This is a genomic window from Microbulbifer maximicatervae (SeqCode) (assembly GCF_052468155.1).
Genome location: NZ_CP174335.1, coordinates 659,961 through 684,060, shown reverse-complemented (window position 1 = coordinate 684,060; position 24,100 = coordinate 659,961). Strand labels below are relative to the sequence as shown.

Below are 24,100 nucleotides of genomic sequence, written 5' to 3'. Positions count from 1 at the left end.
CTCTGCAAAAGCGCCGCTCGCAAAATAGTTTTACTATGGGGTAATTGCACAACCTTATTGCCGGTCTTGAACCCTGCGCAGTGCCTACGCCCCCGCGCGGGAGGATGTTTGATTTACTGGGCCTATTAGAGTGGCCTGGGGAGCTTCTGAATAATTCTGGGCGGCGAATAAAAGAGAGAACAATGGGAAAATTCACCAGCTTATTGATTGGCCTGATGCTGGGTGGTGTACAAGCTGCCGTGGCTGCAGAGCCGGTAGATCCTTTTTGGCGCAATGCGACGGTCTATTTTATGTTGCCGGACCGTTTTAATAACGGCGATAGCAGCAATGACTTCCCCTACGGCCGCAAAGACGATGCGGCATACCTGCGTGGCTTTGAGGGAGGGGATCTGCGCGGCGTTATCGAGAAAATTGAAGCGGGGTATTTTAATGATCTCGGAGTCGATGCTATCTGGATGGCCCCGGTGATTGAGAACATCCATGGCTACAATGAGTCCGATAAACGCACCTACGCTTTCCATGGCTACTGGCCTAAGGACTGGACTGCCGTAGATGCTAACTTTGGCACCGAAGCAGAACTGGCAGAATTGATTGAGGTAGCTCACAGCCAGGGGATTCGCGTATTGCTGGATGTAATTCTCAATCACACCGGGCCAGTCACTGAACAGGATTCCAGATGGCCCTCGAGTTGGCTGCGCAATAGCCAGCAATGCGACTGGTCTGACTATGCCGGCAATGTTGAGTGTGCAATTCACGCGAACCTGACGGATATCCTCACGGAGAGCGAGAAAGATGTCGAGTTGCCGCCGCAACTGGTGGCAAAGTGGAAAAAAGAAGGCCGCCTGCAGCAAGAGCAGCGTGAACTGGATGCCTTTTTCGAGCGCACTGGCTATCCCCGCGCCCCCAAATATTACCTGATCAAGTGGTTAACCGACTGGGTGCGTGAATACGGTGTCGATGGTTTTCGTGTGGACACCGTCAAACACGTAGAGCCACAAGCCTGGGCAATACTGAAAAACGAAGCGGATATAGCCCTGGCGGAGTGGAAGGCTGAGAACCCGAAGAAGAAATTGGACGATCGCAATTTCTTTATGGTGGGTGAGGTTTACCATTTCGGCGTTAACAACTTTGGTCCCAGTGTTGGTCGCTCTTACGATTATAGCGACCGGAAAGTGGACTTTTATCAGTATGGTTTTGACAGTCTGATTAACTTCGATTTTGCCCAGGTTGCGGGCAAGCCAGCGGACGATATTTTCTCCAGCTATTCTTCCGCCTTGAATAGTGGTGAACTAAAAGGGTTCGGTGTCCTAAATTATCTAGGTTCCCACGATGACCATCACTCATTTGACCGCGAGCGTCAGCACACACTGAGTGCCGCAAGTAAACTGATGTTGGCGCCCGGTGCAGTGCAGATATATTACGGTGATGAACTGGCGCGCCCCATGATTGATGATCGCGCATTCGGCGACGCCTCTATGCGCACCAATATGAACTGGGATGACTTGGAAAAGCCGGAAACCCGTGCATTGCTGGCTCATTGGCAGAAGCTTGGGCAGTTTCGTCGATCGCACCCGGCAGTTGGCGCTGGTGTACACCAGAAGCTGGCGGATAAGCCTTATACATTCTCCCGTACCTTATCTGGTGAGCAGCCAGTAGTTGTGGCGATGGAACTGCCTGCGGGTGAAAAGAGCGTATCAGTTGAAGGTGTGTTTGCCGATGGTATCGAACTGACCGATTACTACTCGGGCAAGCGAGCCAAAGTTGAGGATGGTCGGGTGACTTTTGATACTGAGGGAACTTTGCTACTGCTATCGGCTAAATTGCAGTAAATCCAAAAAAGAAAGCCCCTGCAGATAGCACTGCTGGGGCTTTCAGCATCCTTGAAAATGGGATGACTTAATCGTTGTTCATTGTTGTTGTGGTGAATTGGTTACATACCATCACATCAACGTCTAACTGGCCAATTACACGCTCGGCAGTATTGCCACGCAGGAATGAACCGGTCTCGCCGTACTGATTCATGGTTCCCATCACGACCAGGTCTGCATCGATCTCACGGGCCACTTCCTCAACAACATCACTGGTATAGCCGCGCTTTACGTGAATACGATGGGTGGGGACACCGGTTTTATCGGCAAGCTTGGCCAAAGCACCGCGATCTGGGTAGAGCATGGAATCCAGGAAAGCATTTACGAGGTGTAGCTCTGCTCCGTAATGACCTGCGATATAGGTCGCGCGTTCGCTGATCTGGCGATTGAGCTCGCGCTGCTCGAGGGTTTTTGCCTGGTAGTTAACGGTAGCCAACACTACTTTGCGCTCGTCCTTGGCGCCGGGGCGAATCAATACCACTGGGCAGCGCGCTGTTTTCAGGACTCGCCACTTGGACTCGGCGAAGGTAAAGCGACGGCTGTTCTTCGCGTGTACTGGTAGGTAGATCATTTCTGCGTTGCAACGCTTTGATTCCTGTACGATGGCCGCCTGCCAATCGCTGGACCAGCAAACAGTGATCTCACAGGAAAGACCAGCTTCTGAGATGGGTTCACGAATTTGTTCACGGAACCACGATTCATCGCGAAATAGGTGGTCGTTAACTGCACGGGTATCCACCGCTTCACCATCAACTGCGACGAATACAGCCAGTCGCGGCTGAGGATTGCGTCCACGTGAAGTGATCAGGGCTCGCTCCAGAGCTACATGCTTCTCATCGTTAGGGTCCACTACAACGAATACGGTGCTTTGCTGCTCCATTTTTTCTCCTCAACTAAGCGTGTTACTGGCCAGTGCGACCTGCAGTTGACCAAGAGGTCTAATCTACCATGATGGGGTGGTCAGCCCGAGTACCTGACTGTCCCATTTGTCGAATTTGGCGCCTATCTCATCGAATAATTTTGTTGCGCATAATGGCGAAGTTGGGGGTGGGGGTATTGAGGTAGATCAAGATTCTCAGATGTATGTCTGAGCTTGCTGTTATAGAAGTGAAGATGACTGGGTAGCGAGGTATATTCTCGTTACTAGCTTTACCGATGGTACTGAGGCCATGTTACTTTTTAGGAAATATAAACGTTGAGTAGATATTTCAGTTTCTTGTCAGGCCTTGCCTAGACTCTACTTATAAACGATGATACCCAAGATTGGTTTTTTATTTAGCTCAAACCTTTTCTCCACCTAAAGGGCCCCATACATTTTTGAAGCGTTAGAATCTGTATTACATCTTTTGTATACATCGCAGGATTTTGGGATTAACTTGATTTTCTCTGATTCTTTAGTCGGTACCATACTACTCATCTATATAATGGTTCCGTACAGTTATGGCAGTAGTTACTGACGTAAATCTCTCCTATCCGTTGAGGTTATTACAAGAGTGCCCCTGCGCTAACAATAAAATTGTCCCATTCTTTAAATTATTCCAAATTTTTATAAACTTCATTTTACACAAGGTAGATATTGTTACTAATAAAGTAGTAAGGGATAACTTCTTCGTTGGTTTAATAAATAGCTTTTCACAAAGCTACTATAGTTTTACCTTGTGTATTTTGTTGCTGGGTGTATAGCGTCTATAGGCTTATCTACAGTGTCTGAGGGAGTTGGCTCGTCTACTATTCTTACTAGTAATTTTATAAATTAGTTTGTCGGACTTAGTGATGAAATTTAATGGCCACTAAGCACTTCCTCTTATTTAAGCAGTTCTACATTGCTTAATTTTTAGCCTTTCAAACTAAGTCATGCCGAAGATCAATATTTCAAGCACAAATTTCTACTACGCCCCCTACAGGGAGGATGTGCTCTCAAGCACTGATTATTAGCCTTCCAAAAGCCCGAAAGTTGTGATTTTGGGGTTGCAGTAGCACAGGAGGTGCATATTACCGCTGTTGTTCGGTATTTGTTCACATATTACCGGTTTATTGATGCCTTTGGTGGTCTGTGGATATCTCAGGATGAGTGATCAATTGGTCGGGTATAGCAATCCAAAAGTTTAGATACTGTTAGTTTGGTTCCTAAATGTCCGGCTTGAATTGCAAAAAATAATAAATGGTCACCTGTGATGATAAGCCTAAACTTTTCTTCGCCGCTTGCGGTGCTTCTTACAAATTCTTTTCTTGAGCGAATGTCTATTGGTTGTGTCGCCTGAGGAGAATATTTCTAGCTCCTACTGTGGGGCGAATGCAATCCAAGTATTTGCAAGCGCCTGGGAAAAGGCGTGCTTATAGGTTGACCCTACTTATGTAGAAATGGAGAGCCATTAATCATTGGTGGGCAACTGCCCCTGGGGTTCTCCTTATACAAAAAAATAACGGCTACAGATGAGAGAAAAAGGAAAGCTAAAATGAAAAAACAATTTCCGTTAAAAGGACTTCTGGGAGGTGCGAGTATCGTACTCGGAGCCATATCCAGCACCCATGCCAGTGCAGGCACAGCCTTTGTGCATATGTTCGAATGGAGCTGGAATGATATTGCCAATGAGTGTGAGAATTTCCTGGGTCCAAAAGGTTTTGACGCAGTACAGATCTCTCCTCCCCAAGAGCACATTTCTTACCATACCTGGTGGGCGCGCTACCAACCGGTAACCTATACCAACCTCACTAGCCGTAGTGGTACTGAGGGAGAGTTGCAGGATATGATTAATCGCTGTCATGCGGCAGGGGTTAAAGTTTATGCGGATGCAGTGATCAACCATACTGCAGTCTGGGACGGGAGTGGCACAGGTTGGGGAGGAACTGATTGGTCCGAGGCTAACCATCCGGAATTTTCCTCATGGGATTATCATGATAACTGTACAATTGACGGCTATGGTGATGCTAATACTGTTTGGAATTGCAGATTGGAAGGCATGCCAGACCTAAACACAGGCAATGACTATGTTCAGCAAACAATAGCGGATTATCTGAATAAATTGCAGGGTATGGGTGTTGATGGCTTCCGTGTGGATGGTGTTAAACATATGTCCCCCAGCGACATGTACGGAATAATGAGCAAGGCCGGCAATCCGTGGATTTTTTCTGAGGTAATCGGCGCAGCTGGCGAAGCTTCTGAGATCCAGCCGTACAATTACACTTTCCTGGGCCATGTGACTGAATTTAAGTATGGCACTGATGTGGCCAGTAATTTTAATGGACAGATAAAGAATCTCTCCAGTCTCGGTGAAAGTTGGGGGCTGCTTAACTCTGGCGAGGCCGTTACTTTTATTGATAATCATGATCGTGAGCGCGGTCATGGTGGTGGGGGCAACCTTACTTATAAGGACGGGGCGAAATACAATTTGGCTAATGTATTTATGTTGGCACACCCTTACGGCTATCCCAAAGTGATGTCTGGTTACGAATTTACCGATGAAAATGCCGGGCCACCGAGTAATGGTCCCGATAGTTGTGAAAATGATGAGTGGGTCTGCCAACACCGATGGGGCAATATTGCCAATATGGTGGGTTTCCGTAACTATACCGATGGCACCAGTATGGAAAATTGGTGGGATAACGGAGATAACCAGATTGCCTTTGGACGCGGTGATAAAGGCTATGTCGTTATCAATAATGAGGGTAATTCTTTCAGCCAGACACTGTATACAGGCCTTCCTGCAGGGGACTACTGCAATGTCCTGGCGGGAGATGATGAGTGCAGTGGCGATGTTATTTCCGTAGGCAGCAATGGCTATGCCACCTTCAATGTTGCAGCTTATTCCGCTGCTGCCATTCACGGTGGGCAGCTATCTGGTTCCTGTGGTGAAGAATGTTCTGGGACGGGTTTCCCCAGCCTTTATTTCCGTGGCACAGCTAATAATTGGGAAGCAACAGCTTTTGAATTGGTAGCAGATAATACCTGGCAATTGGTGGTTAATTTTGATGGCCAGGCAGACCAACGCTTTAAGTTGGATATCTATGGTGACTGGGCCGAAAATTACGGTGACGATGGTGCTGATGGCACGTTGGATCAAACCGGAGAAGATATTTATACCTCTGTAACCGGTAACTACCTCATTGAAGTAAATGATGAGACTCTGGCCTATTCGATCACCGAGGTCTCTTCCCAGCAGGCACCCACTGCAACTGTGACTCCAGTATCCAGCACAGTAGAAGTCAATCAGAGTGTCACCCTGGATGCCAGCAGCTCTACTGATAGCGACGGTAGTGTGATTTCCTATAGCTGGAGCAGTGGTGGTAGTTCTTCCTCGACGACTTTGAGCTTCGCCAGTGCGGGCACTTATACCGAGACAGTCACTGTTACTGACAATGATGGCCTGACCGATAGTGTTACGGCAACCATTACCGTGACTGATCCCAATGCTGGTTATGCTCAAAACTTTACGGCATTAAATTTCCGCGGTACGCCCAATAGCTGGAGCACCCAGGCGATGACCCTGGTTGCAGACAATACCTGGCGTGCCACTGTAGTGTTTGATGGCAGCAGTAACCAGCGCTTTAAGTTTGATGTCAGCAGTGACTGGGCTGAAAACTACGGGGATAACAATGCGGACGGCTCTCTGGAGGAGGGTGGGGATGATATCTACACCGATGTATCAGGTACCTATATTGTTGAGGTAAATGATGAAACCCTGAGCTACAGCCTGACCTGTGCAGACTGCGGTAGTTACGCATCCAACTTTTCCTCACTTTATTTCCGTGGCACACCAAATAGTTGGGGTGCTGAGGCTATGGAATTAGTTGCCGACAATACCTGGGAAATCCAGGTAAATTTTGATGGTCAATCTCAGCAGCGTTTCAAGTTTGATGTTAATGCTGACTGGAGTGAAAACTATGGCAATAACGACTCCGATGGCGACTTGGAGCAGGGTGGATCTGATATCTACACTTCTGTAAGCGGAAGCTACAAGGTGCAGGTGAATGATCAAACTATGATGTACACACTGATCACTTTATAGCTTCTGGAGCCAAGCAAGTTGGAATTACGACCTGCTTGGCTTGTAGTATTTAAAGTGTGGAGGCTGGTTAATTAAGAAGTAGAATTCTATCGTGTGATATTTATCGAGCCCTCTTCAGTGAGCCAGCCTAACTCATAAATACCATCATTGTTGCTATCGACAAATCTCAAGCTATTTTCGATCATCATAGGGCCTAGTTCCGGCGATGTGGAAATGATTTTTCCGGTCCATGGGTCCATTTCGACAATATGATGCCTCTCGTTTTTTTCGATATTCAGAATTATATTTCGGTGTGAAACACCGTAATTTTGTACGGCAATAGAACGAACTTCATATCCGTCTAGATAAGTTAGTCTCATAAACTCCAGTTTATTATTGAGTAACATAATCCATGTCTCGGATCTATATGATATTACGGCAAAAATTTCATCGATGAAATCTCCATCTAAATCCCCTGTGCTTATTTTAGTAATACCTGCATATTCACTAAGGGAGGGAGTTTGATTTTCAGGAATGTCAGTAAAAATATTGAACTGTGCAGAAATTGATTGGTAATCATCATCGCTAGTGAGGAGGCTGAGAATTTCCTCATCAGCCACTACAATGTCTAAATACCCATTGTTGCTAGCATCAAATAGCTTTATATCGACACCACCACCAGACTCATGATTCCAGAGTAATTCGTAGTTTTCCATATCGTAAGCGTAGATATGAGCGTCTTTAGTGGTTGCTATCATACTGGTATTTTCATTGCTACCAAGCTTGCCTGCTGTGAGAGCAACTATTTTTTCACTCATGGGGCTGCCGGACCAAATAATAGATTCCGAAAAAATGTCATAAAGCCCGGGGGTTTTCTCATTAACAAAAGCAATTTCTTTAGTGTTGTCCTTTTGAAGGTCTAGCGTAATACCTGCTGTTGTTTCATTTTCAATCTCCGGTATTGCAGCGCTAAAAGTGATAATATTTGTTTTGGGGTTTAAAGACATTATGTGAGAGTTTTCCCAAGGGATCATCCCTAAACTTAAAGAAGATATTTCAGGGTTATCTGCGGATATTGATTGTATATCAACAAGTTCATCTTCGAGGAATCTGGGATTAATTCCAATTTCCCACTCTAGTTCTAAATTATCGTCACCAGATAGATTTGAATAGATTTTTAATTCATGGCGATTGTTAAAGAAATATTCTAGTTCCGGATCATTGTCCAGATTGGCCACTCTCATATTGTCCCCCCAAACTGAGGGCGATGAAGTCCAGTTAGGGATAAGTTTATTGGAATCCATATCAAAAGAATAGAGTTGCGGTCTACTAGCACTATTCTCCGTTGCAAGAATCCTTGGAGTTGCATCATCTGGAGATAAAAAAGTCGTGAAGTAATAAGAATTGACTTCATTTTCAATTTTAATTGTCTGAGTATTGGCGTCGAAAAGAGTTAAGAAACCTGAGGTTGGGTGGACGCTGATTATTTCACCGATCCCATCCATGTTGATATCTACAATATCAAGATTTGGATTGTCCTTATCAGCATCTGTAAATCCATCTTCATAGCGCCAGCTTAAAGCATAATTGCCATCGATGTAGTCAAACACATAACCGCCGCCAAGTACAATTTCTAACTCGCTGTCACTATCTAGATTACCAACAGCAAATATTTGGCCTAACTCGAGAATTTCAGATTTCCATTCTACCGAATAGTTATCAGTGTTAAGAATAACCAGTTGCATTTTATCTTTCATTACATTGTACATTCTGATTAGGACAATAACTTCTAGATCCTGATCGTTATCTATATCTGTAACGAATATTTGTTCTACTCCATTACCTGTGAGAGTAGCTACTCTTTTTGGTTTTAAGTTATCATCAAATAGAAATAGCCCTGTCGTATCATGGGCGGTATAATTGTCTCCAATAAGGCCAGCAAAAAGATCATCTTTCCCGTCGTTATTCATGTCTGCAAGGGTTAGGCTAGATATATATAAATTATTATCATCTTCTTCTGAGTTAGTGCTTTCACCATTAATTAAAACATAGGGGTGCTCCCACTTAATGGAATATTCGCTCCCATTATAGCCAAAGGCAAACAATCTACGTTTACTATTAGTAGCTACAATTTCCTTGACTCCATCGCCATCAATGTCTCCAATTGCCACATGCTGTGGTCTGGCCGTAGTTATAATATAACCATTTGATAAAGGTATTTTTCGTTCTTCATCTACGACTTTTAATGTTCTACTTTCATTGTGAATGTAATCATTTTGTGACAATGAAATTTCCCAATGAACGTCCATTTCTGTATCAAACATCGGCCCAGTAGGCGTCCAATCAACATTACCCTCTTCATCAATTTCCATGCCATTTGGACGAGCTAGAAACTCTAAGTTATAGGGATCGTTATCGAGGTCCTCTACTATCACCTGAAAGGCTGTTGGAATTCCATACTGGACAACGTCCGGCATATTGACAATAGACATTACAGGTAGTGTATCTTGAATCTCCGTACTAGTCGTTGCTTCACTTGTAAGCTCTCCATCCGAAACAATCACTTTTACTGCTACTTCATCATTCTTCAAGAAATGAGTAGAGGATAAAAGATTAGTTGTGATATCAGAAACTTCCTCATTGTTGACAGTCCAATAATATTCAATATTTAAGGGGTCGTTATCTATATCTGAAATACTGATTATGGCTTCAATATCAGTATTCGTGAAAGCAGGTAAGTCTGAGAAACTTAAACTTTCAATTATGGGGGCTCTATTTTGAATAATGATGGAAGTAGTTTGCGAAACAGAATCTTCACCGTCAGTGATATAAGCTTCTATACTAATTGTATCCCCGTGATTAAAATGGGATGCAGCTAGTTTAGATTCTGTTACTTCACTGATAGTTTGATTGTTATTTTTCCAGGTATATGTAACTTCCAGTTGATCTCCGTCTTCGTCTGAGGCGTCAAGTTGAACAGACAGAACACTATCGTTATAGGCTGGGTTTGGAGTGATAGATAAACTGTTTATAACCGGAGGTGCATTACTAGCTCCACCGCCTTGTCCCGATCCTCCACTATTTGAATCACTACTGGATGATCCTCCGCCTCCACATGCGGTAAGTATGGAAGAAATTAGCATGATGCCTACGGTGTTAGTAATAAGTTTATCATGAAAAATACACACATCACTCTCCATATGTAAGTGTCAAGTTTAGTTCTTTGAGCTGATAAAGAATTGGTATTTTAGTTCCGGTTCTGATGGGCTTGGAAGTACACATTATGAACAGATAACAATTTAATTTATATGCGTGTTGATTGGATAATTGTGGGACTTATCACACTTTATTAATGAGTTTAATTTTGGGTGATGTTTATTGGTACGTTTGCCTTATATATTTGCGTAGTGAATTAAACTAATCTGAGCGTAATCTGGATAAGTTAAGTGACTGATTTTTACCTAAGTGTTGCTTTTTAATAATTGTTCTGTGCTTTTCTAAATCGTTAAATTCATCAGTCTTATTTATTATTAGCTGTCTCATTTAGGGACCCTCTGATCAACGAAGCATTTTTCCAGAATTAAGCTGAGCTGCTTGAAAAATTCACTTTATTACGCACAAACGCGTAATTTGCGCGTAATAGTCCACTAATTTTTCATCTGAAACCCTCAATAGGTGGATTTCAGGCGAACCACCCCTAGGCAGCCAAGTATTTTCTCCCTATTATTAAGTTGGTAAAGCCTGCCAGTAAGCACAGCCTCTCAGTATTTTTTACCAGTCCCCGATAGCGGACCTTGTCATAACCAAATACCCGTTTGATGTAGCGGAAGGGGTGCTCGACCTTCGCTCTTATCTGCGCCTTGATCTTTTCCGCTTTACGAAGTGCATCACGCCCTGGAAGAGTTTTTAGCTTGCTCGGCTTCATTGCTATATACCAATCCGCCTCCCGCTCTTTCAACTCTTCACGTTTCTCCGCACCAATGTACCCAGAGTCTCCCCAGATTCTTTTCTCCTCCCCGTGGAGAACTCGCTCTGTAGTTGTGACATCATGCGAATTCGCTGCTGTTGTATCTATGCTATGTATTACTCCGAGCACATCATCAACCCCGATATGCATTTTCATTCCAAAATGCCACTGATTGCCTTTCTTTGTTTGATGCATTTCTGGATCACGTTTTTTCTTTTTATTCTTGGTTGAAGTTGGCGCAGAGATAATAGTGGCATCTACAATCGTGCCTTCACGCAGTACCATGCCATTCTCAGCAAGATGCTTGTTGATTCCATCAAAAAGAGCTGCACCTAGCTGATTGAGCTCCAGTAAGTGGCGAAAGTTAAGAATCGTTGTTTCATCGGGAATTGGGCCGCTCAAAGTCAATCCAGCAAAACTACGCATGGATTCAATTTCATACAGTGCATCCTCCATAGCGGGATCACTGAGATTATAAAATAGCTGCATGCAATGAATACGGAGCATGACACTCAATGGATATGGCTGTCGGCCACGTTTGCCTTGTGGATAGCAAGGAGTGATCTGAGCTTCTAGTCGCTGCCATGGGATGAGGGCTTCCATTTGAGAAAGAAACTTCTCTCGGCGAGTTATACGGCGCTTTAGCTTATATTCTGCTTCGGCAAAGGTGACTTGGTGCATAATTCATCGTAGTCTTGATGGGTAGGTGAATATTACCAATATTGGCTTGGAATTATTCAGAGGTTCCTTAGATGTGTAATTCTATAAATATTGAAGCTGCCCGGAAGTATAGTTGGCGGAATGATATTCTTGAGTTTGTGACGGCAGCACTAAGGATTGATGGATTGAGGTTAGCGGTTAATATCAGTATAAGTTTAAATCTGAAGTGGGTTATGACTGAGATTAAACTATTGTGATAAGGACACCGACGCTGACTTAAACTAGGGCTTGATATCTGCGCTTCTATAAGCATGAATTGCAAAATGTGGGTAAATGATTCAACCATCTATTAATTATGTAGCTCGTTCTGAAATCAAGCAGACCTGAATTATGATCTGCTTGGCTTTTGAAATGTATAGAATTTTATTAGTTTAGCAATTGCATTCTACCGCGTTATAGTTACCGATCCTTCTTCCGTCAACCAGCCTAATTCATATTGTCCATCATTGTTGCTGTCGATAAAGCGTAAACTATCATGAACCATTCTGGGGCCTAGCTCAGGTGAGGTCGAAATTACTTTTCCGGTCCATGGATCAATTTCTATAATATAGCGCCGGCCATCATTTTCAGAACTGAATAGTATATTTCGATGTTGGGTGCCGTAATTTTGCACTACAAAAGAGCGAACATCATGCTCTCCTAGATAAATTAGATTCTCGAACTTTAGGTTGCCGTCTAGCACCATAAGCCATGACTTGTAAACTCTTTTTATTAAAACAATAATTTCATCCACAGAATCTCCATCTAAATCAGCTATGTTTATTTGGGAATTCTTTGAGAATTCATAAATGGGTGTTTCTTGACCTTCAGGGATATCATTGAAAATGTTGAACTTTGTTGAAAATGATTGGTAATTATCATCGCTGGTTAGCAGCCTGATGTTTTCATTGTCAGCCGCGACTACATTGAATTGTTCTGTGTTTTTTGTGTCAATTAGTTTTATATCGACACCGCCACCAGTATTATGGCTCCAGAGTAATTCGTAGTTATCAATGTCATAAGCATATATGCCATTATCTTTAGTAGTTGCAATCATGCTGGTTTTTCTATCATTGCCGAGTTGGCCAGTGGTGAGGGAAACTATTTCTTCATTTATAGGGTTGCCAGACCAAATAATAGACTCTGAAAAAATATCGTAAAGGCCTGGGGTTTTTCCGGTTACAAAAGCAATTTCATTAGTGTTATCTTTTTGAAGGTCTAATAAAACAGCAGCTGTTGTCTCATTTTTAATCCCCGGTATTGTGGGGCTAAAAGAAAAGCTATTCGTAACAGGATTAAAGGCCATTAAATGCGAATTGCCCGAGGAAATTGTTGCTAGACCTAAGGCGTACAAGCTGGAAGTGTTTGTAAGTGTAGATTTCACATCAACAAGTGTGTCTTTCAAATTTGTTGTATGTTGTTTAGGTTGCCACTCTATTTCTAGCTCACCATCATCTGAAGAGTTTGAGTAAATTATAACGTCGTTTCTATTGGTAAAGTAAAATTCCAGTTCTGGATCATCATCCAGATTGCCTACTCTCATATTCTCACTAAAGACCGAAGGTGATGAAATCCACTTAGGGATCAATTTTTGTGAGTCTATGTCAAATGAGTAGAGTTGTAGCTTTATAGGAGAGGTCTCTCTTACGAGGATTCTTGGTGTTGCGTCCTCAGGAGAAAGAAAAGTTACAAAATTACTATGTTTAATTTCATTCTCAAGTTTAATTTCTTGAGTGTTTGCATTGTAAAAAGTCAAAACTTTGGAAGTTGGATGAGTGCCGATGATTTCACCGATTCCATCCATGTCGATATCTGCGATATCAAGACTTGCACTATCATTATTTGATGTAAATCCTTCTTCATAATGCCAGCTTAAAGTATAACTACCATTGATATAGTCAAATACGTAACCTCCGCCAAGTACAATCTCTAGTTCACTATCGCTATCGAGATTTCCGACAGTAAATGTTGCACCTAATTGAAGAATTTCGGATTGCCATTCCACTGAGTAGTCATCAGTACTTAAGATAACCAGTTGCATTTGATCTTTAAAGTCATCTGGCTCTTCCCCTCGAAAAGAATTGTATAAATCAACAAGGGCAATAATTTCTAGAGTCTGGTCGTTATCTAGATCTGTCACATAAATTTGTTGAACTTCGTTGCCTGTGAGAGTAGCTACTCTTTTGGGTCTTAAGTTATCATCGAATAAAAATATACCTGTCGTATCATGCGACCATATAGCGTGTCCTTGCAATCCTGCTAGGATCTCTTCCCTTCCATCATCGTTGAGATCTATGAGGGTTAGGCAGGAGTAATATAAATCGTTGTAATCATGATAGGTGGGGCCTTCGCCCTCAACTAATGCATAGGGGTGCTCCCACTTAATAGCATATTCATCACCGTCAGAGCCTAGTGCAAATAATCTACGTCGACCATTGGTAGCCACAATCTCCTTGATTCCGTCTCCATCAATGTCTCCAACAGCTAAATCTGGAGAGTCAAACGTAGTTTCAATATATCCATTTGATAAAGGCACTTTTCGCTCTTCATCCAAAACTTTTATCATCCTACCTTCGCTATGTGAGTAGTCCTCTTGTAACAGTGAAAGCTCCCATTGGATATCCATCTCTTTTTCGAACATTGGTCCAGTCGGTGTCCAACTGATATTATCATCTTCATCAATCTTCATACCATTTGGGCGGGCTAGAAACTCTAGGTGATAGGGATCGTTATCTGGATCTTCTACTACTACCTGGAATCCTACAGGTTCACCATACTGAACAGTGTCTGGCATGTTAATGACAGACATTACTGGTAGTGTATCCTGGATATGAGTGCTAGTCGTTACCTCAACGGTTAAATCTCCATCTGAAACGACTGCTTTTACAGCCACTTCATCTCCTTTCAAAAAATGATTGGAGGGCAAAATATTAGTTATGACATCGGAAACTAACTCTTGATTTACAGTCCAATGATACTCAATTGTTAGGGGGTCATTATCTACGTTTGAAATATCGATAGTGGCTTCGATATCGGTAGTGGTAAATATAGGTAAGTTTAGAAAGCTTAGGCTCTCAATAATGGGGGCTCTATTTTGAATTGTAATAGATGTGCTTTGTGATACAGAGTCTTCACCGTCTGTGATGGCTACTTCTACACTGATTGAATCGCCATGATTAAAATAGGATGGGGCTAGATAAGGTTCTGTTACTTCATTGATCACTTGATCATTGTTTTTCCAGGTATATGTAACTTCTAGCAGATCTCCGTCTTCGTCTGAGACATCCAGTAGAACAGATAAAGTGCTGTCATTATAGGCTTGGTCTGGTGTGATGGATAAATTATTAATAACTGGGAGAGTATTATTGTTAGTGCCCCCTTGACCTGGATCGCCACTAGAAGGAGTTTCGGTGCTTGAGTCATCGCTGGAGGAGCCCCCGCCTCCGCAGGCAACTAGTATCAATGAAATTAGTATAATGCAAAGGTTATTCACTATACTCTTATAGTAAGAAATAGACACATCACTCTCCATATGTAGGTGCCAATTTTAGATTTTTTCACCTATTAATAGGTGGTAAATGGGTACCAATTTTTTTGGTGTTAATTCTCTCTATTATGGATAGGTAAAAATATAAATCATATGGAAGGCAACTAGGTATTTGCGGGGTTTATCACATTTTTTAATAATTTTTACTTATTTGTAAATGTTGGTACGATCGCTTTGTGAGTATTCTGATAAGGCTGTGTCGTTTAAATCTACGGAGGGATATTGGCCGATAGGATTAATAGTATGGTCTTTAAGTGTATAATTTTTAAAAAGCTACTAACCAGTTGGTTGGGTAGCTTTGTTGGTAAGAGTTCTTTCTAATTCACGTTAATGGTTTGAATTATTTTTCAATAATATTGAATAAGCAAGTTGTGACCTTAGGTTGCTTACTCTTTTCTTGTTTAAAGTTTAAGTTTTACTAAATGAATTTTATGGATAAATTACTTGCTCACTTTATCCTTAGCCAGCAGAGCTTGTTGTAGCGCCTGCAATTTTGCAATCTCTTCTTGATTTAACTTTGGGTTCGATTCACAACGAGGATCGGTTTTTTGCAGCAAGGCCAGTATTTCTTTTGTTAATGGTATGGGTTCACAGCCGTGTCCGGTCTCGCAAATTAAATCCCACTGCGGTTTGGCCTGGACATGACAGGCAAAGCAGTTACCTCCAAAACGGTTAACTACATCAACAAAACCTCGCTTACGGATTTTGCTGCCTTCCTCAGAAACATCCAGTTCAAAAAACTCCCAATCTTTAGTGGCGGGGTTAAAGCCTTTTTGGTGTTTGATCATCACTTCCCCGGGTACTAACTGGACCACTGATCCAGGAGGATAAACACCTCCAGTGCTGGAGTTTGCGACCTCTAGAGTCCCATCCAGATCTCCCAGTAAATTATCCACATAAAACCCCCGCACCTTGGTCATATCTCGGATGCAGTTAAAAGTCTCGTCTGTTACCTGGATAGGTGCTTCGCCCTGTTCAGCCTTGTTAGTTTCAGCCATTGTAGGAAGTGCTACTGATGCTAAAAGTGCAGCCAAAATTAGGTTTAGTGGTGAAAAATAGCGGCTATGTTGTCGGTTCATAATGTCCCCTTGCATATCAATTTCGGCTTTTATTTAAATTGTGCACAATATAATTGTGAGCAATATACATGGGGTAGTGTTTATGTCAAGCGAGTTACCTGATGAGTATGGTTAGGGATTGTCGGGAATATGTTGTGAGAAAGGGGATAAGGTGGGTATAAATTGCTGTGCTTAAGCGTTCTTGGAGGGGAGTAATCCCCTCCAGGGCTGAGTGGCTATTTCTGGGGAACAGCGGATATTGCAAAGATATGGCTTTCGTAGGGTGCCAACTGGATCTTTGTGGAGGCTTGGTCTTTTTCCAAGATAAGGTTTGCCACCTTATTGGATATCTGGCTTTCAGCCAGGTAGCTGCCCGGTTGTAGTTTCCAGGCCTCTAGAAGTGCTGTAGGCAACTGAAAATCAAACTCCACTGCCCTGTTATCGAAGTTGGCGATTACCAACAATTTTTCATGTTCGCTCCAGCGGGCAAAGGAAAATTGTTTTTCACCATAGCCAGAGTTTTGCTTGCGGTTGTAGCTGTGCAAGTCCAGGTAATCGCCAAGTAAGGCCGGGCTCTGTTTGGAGAAATTAAGCAGGCGCTGGTAGAAGCTGCGCAGCTCTTTTTCTTCTTTTGTCAGCAGTGCAGTGTCAAAAGCGCCCTCATTGTTCCAGCGGCGCACACTGGGTACTGACCAGTAGTCGAAAATGGTGGTGCGGCTGGCTTTGCCGAAGCCGGTATCTTTGTTGGCGGGTTCTCCTAACTCCTGGCCAAAGTAAACCAAGGTAGGGGCTGGAGAGAGCGCGGCAGACACCAGCATTGCAGGTTTGCCTGCCTCTGGGTTGCCAGAAAATTGTGCGCTGGCAATACGCTGCTCGTCGTGGTTCTCCATAAAGCGCAACATATGAGAGGAAATATCTACCAGGCTTGCCTGTACCTCTGCGATTTTATCTGCGCTGCCCTTGTTCTCCATGACCGCACGAATAGCGTCGTAAGTACCGACTTTATCGTAGAGATAATCCATTTTGCCCAGGTGCAGATAATCCCGATAGCGCTCTGGAGTATAGATTTCGGCAAGTAACAGTGTGTTGGGGTTGCGCATTTTGATGGAGGAATTCAGGTAGCTCCAGAATTCTACCGGCACCATACCGGCCATATCATAGCGGAATCCGTCCACGCCAAAGTCCAGCCAGTAGTGGGCGATATCGCGGAATTTTTTCCAGGTATCCGGGACTTTCTTGTCTGCCCAAAACTGGGCGTGGGCCCGGTAGTCGCGCTCGGCATACTCCTGGGGTAGCTCAGAAAAGTTCTTGCTGTTATCGGGACGAACGCCAAAATTAATTTTGACGGTTTCATACCAGTCGTGCATGGCAGGTTGTGCACTGCGCGCGCCATTACCGGTCCATTTAGCTGGACTCTCTACAAACTGCCCATCGACAAGATCATTGGCTTCGCCATTGAGTGGCTGATAACTGTCTTCTGCAACGGGCACGCGGAAGTCTTCGCCCACCACATAGTAGAAATTGTTGTTGCGGGCGTAGGTGACCTGGGTGTTGTCGCCAGCTCCAAAATCCTGCACGCCTTGGGGTTTATCGAGAGAATGATAGGCGCGGGCTACATGGTTGGGCACTATATCGATAATTACTTTCAGGCCGGCCGCGTGGCTGCGTTCCACCAGTGCGCGGAATTCCTGTAATCGCTCTGCTGGGTTATTGGCCAGGTCTGGGTTTACGCTGTAGTAATCCTTGATGGCATAGGGAGAGCCGGCGCGGCCTTTGACCACATCTGGATCATCGTTACTGATACCGTATTCCGTATAGTCGCCAACGAGGGCGTGGTGCAGGGCGCCGGTGTACCAGATATGGGTGGCGCCCAGCGCGTGGATTTCATTCAGTGCTTTTGGGGTAAAGTCGGAGAACTTGCCCACACCATTCTCTTTGAGTGTGCCCCAGGGTTTGTTGGTACTGTTAGTGTTGCCAAATAAGCGCGGTAGCACTTGATAGATAACGGCTTTTTTCTCCGCAACTTTTTCAGCGGGCTGTAATTCTTCCGGGCTGCTCTCCTGGCTGCAGCCGGCAGTGCCGAATAGAGCAGCGCCCAGTAGGGAAGCCGAAAGGAGTTTGGCAATAAACAGGGAATGTAACTTCTTCATTGTTTCCTGATGACTTTAAATTTTTTTGTCAGTGAACAGCGGTTTGCTGAATTATTGATTTTTGAGCACTAGATCCAGCGGTTCTTTGTGCCAGTCAAATTTAACCAGCAGTTGCTGCTTGCTCTTGTTGTACCAGGCCCCACGGGGTGCCTGAGCAAAGTCTTTTTCACTGTCGAAAATAGGCAGGGATTCGCCGGTAACATCAAGCTGCGCAGGCACTTGTTGCCAGTTGTGGATCTTTAAATTGACCTTGCGGGATTCCGGCATACCGGTATAACCGTCTCCTTCTCGATTAAAGGCGAAGGTTAAACCCTGCTGTTTGTTTTCAGCTGAGAAATGCAGCTTCTCGTATTTGCCTTTTTCAAAAGCCTGCGCGGTAGCGCCATCATCTTCATAAACATAGCGCTCGGACTTTGCTGCTGATGGGTGCGCGTAGTAGTCCAGGATCAGGTTTTTACTGGAGTAATCGCGGCTGCTGTGAATATCGTCAATGGTGGGAATAATGGCGCCGGCCCGCACCAGTACAGGAATCGTTTTCAGGTTCACTTCTACCAGGGCCTGATCGCCAGAATATTGTTCATCAGTCCAGTAATCGAACCAGGTGCCACCGGGCAGTTTTACCGCGACCTCATCCACATCCTCCTCCACGACTGGGGCAACGAGGAAATCCTGACCCCATAGGTAGGCATCCTTGTAGTCCAGTAGAGACAGATCACTTTCGTTTTCGAAAAACAGCGGACGCATCAGTGGCATGCCGGTCTGGCTGTTTTCGAAGGCGAGGGTGTAGTTGTAGGGCAGCAGGCGATAGCGCAGTTTTACATACTCGCGCAGGATATCGCGGGTGCGGCGATCGTGGAAAACCGGTTCGGAAGCAATATGCTCCTGGGCGTGCGGGCGGTAAACCGGTTGGAATACGCCGTACTGTAACCAGCGGATGTAGAGTTCGCGGTCAAATTTCTCACCGCCGGCAAAGCCGCCCAGGTCTGAATGGGTGTAGCCAAAGCCCAGCAAGCCCATACTCAGAGCCAATTCCACCTGGGGCTGTAAGCCACCCCATTCCCGAGAGACGTCGCCGGTCCAGGGGATCATTCCGTAGCGCTGGGAGCCGGCAAAACCGGAGCGCATCATAATAAAGGGGCGACGCTCAGGGTGCTTTGCCGTTTGGCGTTCGTGCAGTAATTGCGCCCAGGCGTGGCCGAAGGCGTTGTGGATTTCATCGGCCATACCGATTGCGTGAACGGTATCGGAGGGGTGAACTTCCGGTTCACCCAAGTCGCCCCACCAGCCGGCTACGCCCTGTTTCAATAACCCGTCGTAAATATTCCAGAACCAGTCGCGGCCATCTTCGGAGAAGACATCGATCAGGCCGGTATTGCCGAAATAGAAATTAAAACGCTTGGGCTCTCCGGCCAGGTTTTTGGCCAGGGCATTATTCGCCACGGCTTCCTGCCAGCGCTCGGAGGTGGAGAGGACAAAAGGCTCGGTCACCAGGATGGTATTGATGCCGCGTTCTTTAAGGTCGGCCATCATCTTTTCTGGTTCGGGAAAGGCTTCCTTGTCCCAGGCAAGATTGCCCATATGACCTTTTATATCTGGGCCAAACCAGTAGAGGTCCAACACCAGGGCGTCCAGGGGGAAATCTTCTTCGGCAAACTTATCCACGGTTGCGCGGACTTCAGCTTCGCTGCGATAGCCAAAGCGCGAGGCGAAGTTACCCAGGGCCCAACGGGGTGGCAGGGGCTGTTTGCCGGTGGTGGATACATAATTTTCCAGCAACTGTGGATAAGTATCACCGGCTACCACGATGTAAGCGGTGCGCCCGGCTACAGCTTCAAATTGCAGGATATCTTCTTCGTTTGCGCCCAGATCCAGGGTGCCGGTGGCAGAGTTGTCGAACAGCAGAATGTATTTGTTGCTGGACAGTACTGCTGGCAGGGAAAAATACATCTGGTTGGATTCGGAGGTGTATCCGTAATGGGCACGGTTATACAGGGGCAGGCGTTGACCGCGACGGTCCATCCCCATAACCCGCTCTCCGCCACCCAGCAGTTTTTCCTCTGGCGACAGTGCGAAACGGAATCCGCGCATCGTCTCGGTGGCAAAGAAACCACTCTCTTCACTCAGGATTTGTTCGCTACCGCGCAAGTACTCGATTCGGAAGGGAGACTTGTGGATGACTGCAGTAAGCGAGCCAGTGCGGTAAACGAGCTTGTCCCCTTTTTGCTTCAGCGTAGCCTCGGGTCGGCCGGCAGAATCGCTGGCCAACGCAAATGAGGGCAACTGCTTCAGGCCCTCGCGGCGATAGTGCACCGATAGCGCTGACGGACCAACCGGGGTGAGGGTGACCTCGCCCTCACTCGTCTGTACAGTTAGTGAGTCTTCGCTCATGGTGTGATCGCGGTAGTTGCGCTGTTCAGCGGCCAGGGATTGAGCGCTCAGGCAGAGTGTAGCTGCGAGACACACCAGGCGCAGGAGTGGGAGTTTTAGGATCATCGCGCGGGACTTCAGTTGCTTGATTAGGATTCACAGTTTCGTGTTGGCCCGGCGTATACGCATGGGCCTGAGTTTATCCTAAAGCGAAGGATCTGGCCCGCATCCTCCCCTATGGGGGAGGATGGATGCTCCGGGAGTGCGTGTGAGAATGGCAGAATAAGCATAACTAGTGATGCGGTGACCTCTATGACCCAATCAGCAAGCAGCGCCGTTGCGCCGCAAGCCCAGCAACCGCGCTTGCCCTTTTGGCAGGTGTGGAATGTCAGTCTCGGTTTTCTCGGGGTGCAATTTGGCTTTTCTCTGCAAAATGCCAATGCCAGTAGAATCTTGTCTGATCTGGGGGCGGACCTTCACTCCCTGTCTCTATTCTGGATAGTGGCACCGCTAATGGGACTGATCGTACAGCCGATCGTGGGTTCAGCTTCGGACCGGACCTGGAGTCGCTTCGGTCGCCGCAACCCCTTTATCCTTTTTGGTGCCATCGCAGCAGCCTTGGGGATGGCTTTTATGCCCAATGCCGGGATTGTGGTGGCGATAGTAGCCCCCATTATTTTTGGCGGCGTTATGTTGGCCCTGATGGACGCGGCCTTTAACGTGACCATGCAGCCTTTCCGCGCGCTGGTGTCCGATATGGTGCCATCAGAGCAGCGCACCCTGGGTTACTCGATTCAGTCTTTGCTGATTAACATTGGCGCCATCTTCGGTTCCATGTTGCCATTCATCCTGACTAATGTGATTGGTCTGGAAAATACTGCCCGTGCGGGAGAGGTGGCGCCCTCCGTTATATGGGCTTTCTATATCGGCGCCACAGTGCTTCTGGGCAGTGTGTTGTGGACTGTGCTGCGCACCAAGGAGTATCCTCCGGAGCAGTACAATGCCTATAAAGGTCTCGACTCCGCGCAAATTGAGCGGGAGAGACAGCAAAAAGCCCCACTGGCAAAGCGCTTGATTGGTTTTTTCCAGCTGCTAATTAAAATGCCGCGCACCATGCGCCAGCTGGCCCTGGTGCAATTCTTCTCCTGGTTTGCCCTGTTTATTATGTGGGTTTACACCACGCCTGCGATCACTCAGCATGTTTGGGGAGTGGAAGCCAAGTGGTTTGATCCCGCCTATCTGGAAAGCGTCAAAGAAATTCCCGCACATATCGCTGCTGCCAAGGGTGCTGCTGGTGACTGGGTAGGAATTATTTTTGCTGCTTACTCCCTGTTCGCAGCGATCTTCTCCATTGTCCTGGCCCGTTTGTCTCAGGTACTGGGGCGTAAGCTCACCTATTCCCTATCGCTGGCACTGGGCGGTTTGGGATACATCAGCTTCCTGTTCTTCCAGGGGGGCGATCCCACACAGGTGAATCTGTTGATTACAGAAGTTTCCGTACCCAGTGGCGCCCTGGGATTATTGATACCGATGGTGGGTGTGGGCATTGCCTGGGCCGCTATTCTGGCGATGCCCTATGCGATCCTCTCCGACTCGCTGCCGGCGGATAAGACCGGTGTTTATATGGGGATTTTTAATTTTACTATCGCCGCACCGCAGATTGTCTCCGCCCTGGTAGCTGGCTTGATATTGAAAACAGTTTTCGAAAACCAGGCAATTTACATCATTGTTCTGGCGGGGGTGTGTATGTTGCTTGGCGCTATATCGGTGGCGCTGGTGAGGGAGAGTTCAGAACCCGAGCCCGCATTAAAGGCAACTACTACAGCTTGATAAAAAGTTGTAAAAGATTGTTAAAAAAGCCCCTATTTGGGGCTTTTTTATTGCCGGGATTCCAGGTTTTCCCAAATTTTTCGCATTTATGAGGCTGCGGAGTTTTATGGCGGCATTTTGACAGTCTGGTGTGAGCGTACCTAGACTGGGCGGATCTCACCGGAAATGAATTAAATTATGTCGATATTCCCTGCTATTGATCAGGCATTAGAGGCTTTTGCCAGTTTTGTCTGGGGTCCCCCCTTATTGGTGCTACTCGTTGGTGGAGGCCTCGCGCTATTAATCTATTCTCGTGGCCGTCCCTACCGCCATCTTGGGCACAGTATTGGGCTTTTAAGTGGCCGATACGATGACCCCAATGACCCTGGACAAGTGAATCACAGCCAAGCGCTATCCACAGCGCTGTCGGGAACCCTAGGGTTGGGCAATATTTCCGGGGTTGCCATCGCAATTACGATTGGTGGACCTGGGGCGATTTTCTGGATGTGGGTAACTGCCCTGGTTGGGGTGGCTACCAAGTTCTATACAGCGACGCTGGCGGTGATGTTTCGCGGTCGCGATGCCTCCGGGGAACTGCAAGGTGGCCCCATGTATGTTATTCGCGAGGGGTTGGGCCGACGCTGGATGCCGCTCGCAGTACTGTTTGCCGTGGCGGGACTCTGCGGTATGTTGCCGGTGTTTCAGTCCAATCAAACCACGCAGCTACTGCGGGAGTCTTTTGCTGAGCCCTTGGGTTGGGTAGCGCCCGGAGGTTCATTCACTTTTGATTTTGTTATTGGCCTATTAATTGCTGTTGCATCGGCCTATGTTATAGCCGGTCGTATCCAGCGTATCGGTAAATTCTCCGCAAGAGTAGTGCCGGGCATGGTGCTATTTTATCTGGGCATGACCCTTGTGGTAATTGCCAGCTTCTGGGAGCAGGTACCGGCAGCATTTGCGTTAATTTTCTCGGACGCTTTCAGCGGTCAAGCTATTGCTGGAGGTACTCTGGGTTCGGTCATCACAGTAGGGGTGAGCCGGGGCGCATTTTCTAATGAAGCGGGTATAGGCACAGAGTCTTTGGCCCATGGTGCAGCTAAAACCCGTGAGCCCGTTCGAGAAGGCGTGGTTGCCATGCTGGGCCCCATTGTAGACACACTGGTTATCTGCACTTGTACTGCCCTGGTGATACTACTGACTGGCGCTTGGCAGCAGGAAGGGGATATTGCCGGCGTTACCCTGACTGCACAGGCATTTTCTCAGGTGTTTGGGCAGTTCGGCCCAATTTTGCTACTGCTAATGGTCCTTCCGCTGGCTTTCAGCACTATCGTTACCTGCTGGTATTACGGCATGAAATGCTATGTTTTTCTTTTCGGTGGCCGCTGGCAGGGTCTTTATACCGGACTCTACATGGTGCTGATTATATTGGGTGCGGTGGCTTCTTTAAGTGCCGTAAACAGCATCATCATCGGGATGTATGCAGTAATGGCGATTCCAACAATGGTGTCTACTTTATTACTGGCGAGGCATGTTAATCGAGCGGCTCACGATTATTTTACCCGTATGGATTTAACAAAGAGAAAAGAGGCCGAGGCTTCCTAATTAAAAAAGGCGGACTAAATAGTCCGCCTTTTTTATGGTTGGTAAAAA

At 46.0% G+C, this 24,100-nt stretch carries 11 protein-coding genes; 4 read left to right on the top strand and 7 right to left on the bottom strand.

Translation table 11 applies throughout. The features are described 5' to 3' along the window. Nucleotides 1-182 precede the first annotated feature (182 nt). Nucleotides 183-1,829 carry an alpha-amylase family glycosyl hydrolase gene (locus tag ACJJIY_RS02785; RefSeq protein WP_444895939.1) on the top strand — a complete coding sequence of 549 codons (1,647 nt, stop codon included), beginning with the start codon at nt 183-185 and terminating at the stop codon, nt 1,827-1,829. A gap of 67 nt (nt 1,830-1,896) precedes the next feature. Here ACJJIY_RS02785 and ACJJIY_RS02780 read toward each other — a convergent pair whose 3' ends face one another. Continuing rightward, on the bottom strand, nt 1,897-2,748 hold the full coding sequence (locus ACJJIY_RS02780; RefSeq protein WP_108734685.1) for a universal stress protein: 852 nt from the start codon (nt 2,746-2,748) through the stop codon (nt 1,897-1,899). 1,576 nt (nt 2,749-4,324) lie between these two features. Here ACJJIY_RS02780 and ACJJIY_RS02775 point away from each other — a divergent pair. After that, nucleotides 4,325-6,874, top strand: a complete 2,550-nt coding sequence (locus ACJJIY_RS02775; RefSeq protein ID WP_444895940.1) for an alpha amylase C-terminal domain-containing protein — start codon at nt 4,325-4,327, stop codon at nt 6,872-6,874. An 86-nt stretch (nt 6,875-6,960) separates the two neighbouring features. Here ACJJIY_RS02775 and ACJJIY_RS02770 read toward each other — a convergent pair whose 3' ends face one another. The 6 genes from ACJJIY_RS02770 to ACJJIY_RS02745 all read right to left on the bottom strand — a co-directional run bounded on the left by ACJJIY_RS02770 (nt 6,961) and on the right by ACJJIY_RS02745 (nt 20,767). Continuing rightward, complete coding sequence (locus ACJJIY_RS02770) at nt 6,961-10,041, bottom strand: FG-GAP repeat domain-containing protein (protein WP_444895941.1); 3,081 nt, start codon at nt 10,039-10,041, stop codon at nt 6,961-6,963. A 509-nt stretch (nt 10,042-10,550) separates the two neighbouring features. Then, a complete protein-coding gene (locus ACJJIY_RS02765) occupies nt 10,551-11,501 on the bottom strand; it encodes an IS5 family transposase (RefSeq protein ID WP_445359048.1) in 951 nt (316 codons plus the stop codon). A gap of 424 nt (nt 11,502-11,925) precedes the next feature. Continuing rightward, the gene (locus tag ACJJIY_RS02760; RefSeq protein WP_444895942.1) at nt 11,926-15,039 is read right to left on the bottom strand and encodes a PQQ-binding-like beta-propeller repeat protein; all 3,114 of its coding nucleotides are present in this window, start codon (nt 15,037-15,039) and stop codon (nt 11,926-11,928) included. 467 nt (nt 15,040-15,506) lie between these two features. Beyond that, a complete protein-coding gene (locus ACJJIY_RS02755) occupies nt 15,507-16,145 on the bottom strand; it encodes a hypothetical protein (protein ID WP_445359047.1) in 639 nt (212 codons plus the stop codon). Nucleotides 16,146-16,360: 215 nt separating this feature from the next. Beyond that, complete coding sequence (locus ACJJIY_RS02750) at nt 16,361-18,274, bottom strand: alpha-amylase family glycosyl hydrolase (protein ID WP_445359046.1); 1,914 nt, start codon at nt 18,272-18,274, stop codon at nt 16,361-16,363. A gap of 51 nt (nt 18,275-18,325) precedes the next feature. After that, nucleotides 18,326-20,767: a glycoside hydrolase family 31 protein gene (locus ACJJIY_RS02745; protein ID WP_445359045.1), complete on the bottom strand. Its 2,442-nt coding sequence runs from the start codon at nt 20,765-20,767 to the stop codon at nt 18,326-18,328. Between the two features lie 186 nt (nt 20,768-20,953). On the opposite strand from ACJJIY_RS02745, the gene ACJJIY_RS02740 reads away from it, so the two are divergent. After that, on the top strand, nt 20,954-22,471 hold the full coding sequence (locus ACJJIY_RS02740; protein WP_445359044.1) for an MFS transporter: 1,518 nt from the start codon (nt 20,954-20,956) through the stop codon (nt 22,469-22,471). A 177-nt stretch (nt 22,472-22,648) separates the two neighbouring features. Continuing rightward, nucleotides 22,649-24,052, top strand: a complete 1,404-nt coding sequence (locus ACJJIY_RS02735) for an alanine/glycine:cation symporter family protein (RefSeq protein ID WP_108734679.1) — start codon at nt 22,649-22,651, stop codon at nt 24,050-24,052. The last annotated feature ends 48 nt before the right edge of the window (nt 24,053-24,100 follow it).

Bases quoted from the DNA above. Each gene is read 5' to 3' on its own strand.
- ACJJIY_RS02780 (WP_108734685.1), bottom strand. From the start codon at position 2,748: ATGGAGCAGCAAAGCACCGTATTCGTTGTAGTGGACCCTAACGATGAG.
- ACJJIY_RS02755 (WP_445359047.1), bottom strand. From the start codon at position 16,145: ATGAACCGACAACATAGCCGCTATTTTTCACCACTAAACCTAATTTTG.
- ACJJIY_RS02735 (WP_108734679.1), top strand. From the start codon at position 22,649: ATGTCGATATTCCCTGCTATTGATCAGGCATTAGAGGCTTTTGCCAGT.
- ACJJIY_RS02775 (WP_444895940.1), top strand. From the start codon at position 4,325: ATGAAAAAACAATTTCCGTTAAAAGGACTTCTGGGAGGTGCGAGTATC.
- ACJJIY_RS02740 (WP_445359044.1), top strand. From the start codon at position 20,954: ATGACCCAATCAGCAAGCAGCGCCGTTGCGCCGCAAGCCCAGCAACCG.
- ACJJIY_RS02785 (WP_444895939.1), top strand. From the start codon at position 183: ATGGGAAAATTCACCAGCTTATTGATTGGCCTGATGCTGGGTGGTGTA.
- ACJJIY_RS02765 (WP_445359048.1), bottom strand. From the start codon at position 11,501: ATGCACCAAGTCACCTTTGCCGAAGCAGAATATAAGCTAAAGCGCCGT.
- ACJJIY_RS02750 (WP_445359046.1), bottom strand. From the start codon at position 18,274: ATGAAGAAGTTACATTCCCTGTTTATTGCCAAACTCCTTTCGGCTTCC.
- ACJJIY_RS02745 (WP_445359045.1), bottom strand. From the start codon at position 20,767: ATGATCCTAAAACTCCCACTCCTGCGCCTGGTGTGTCTCGCAGCTACA.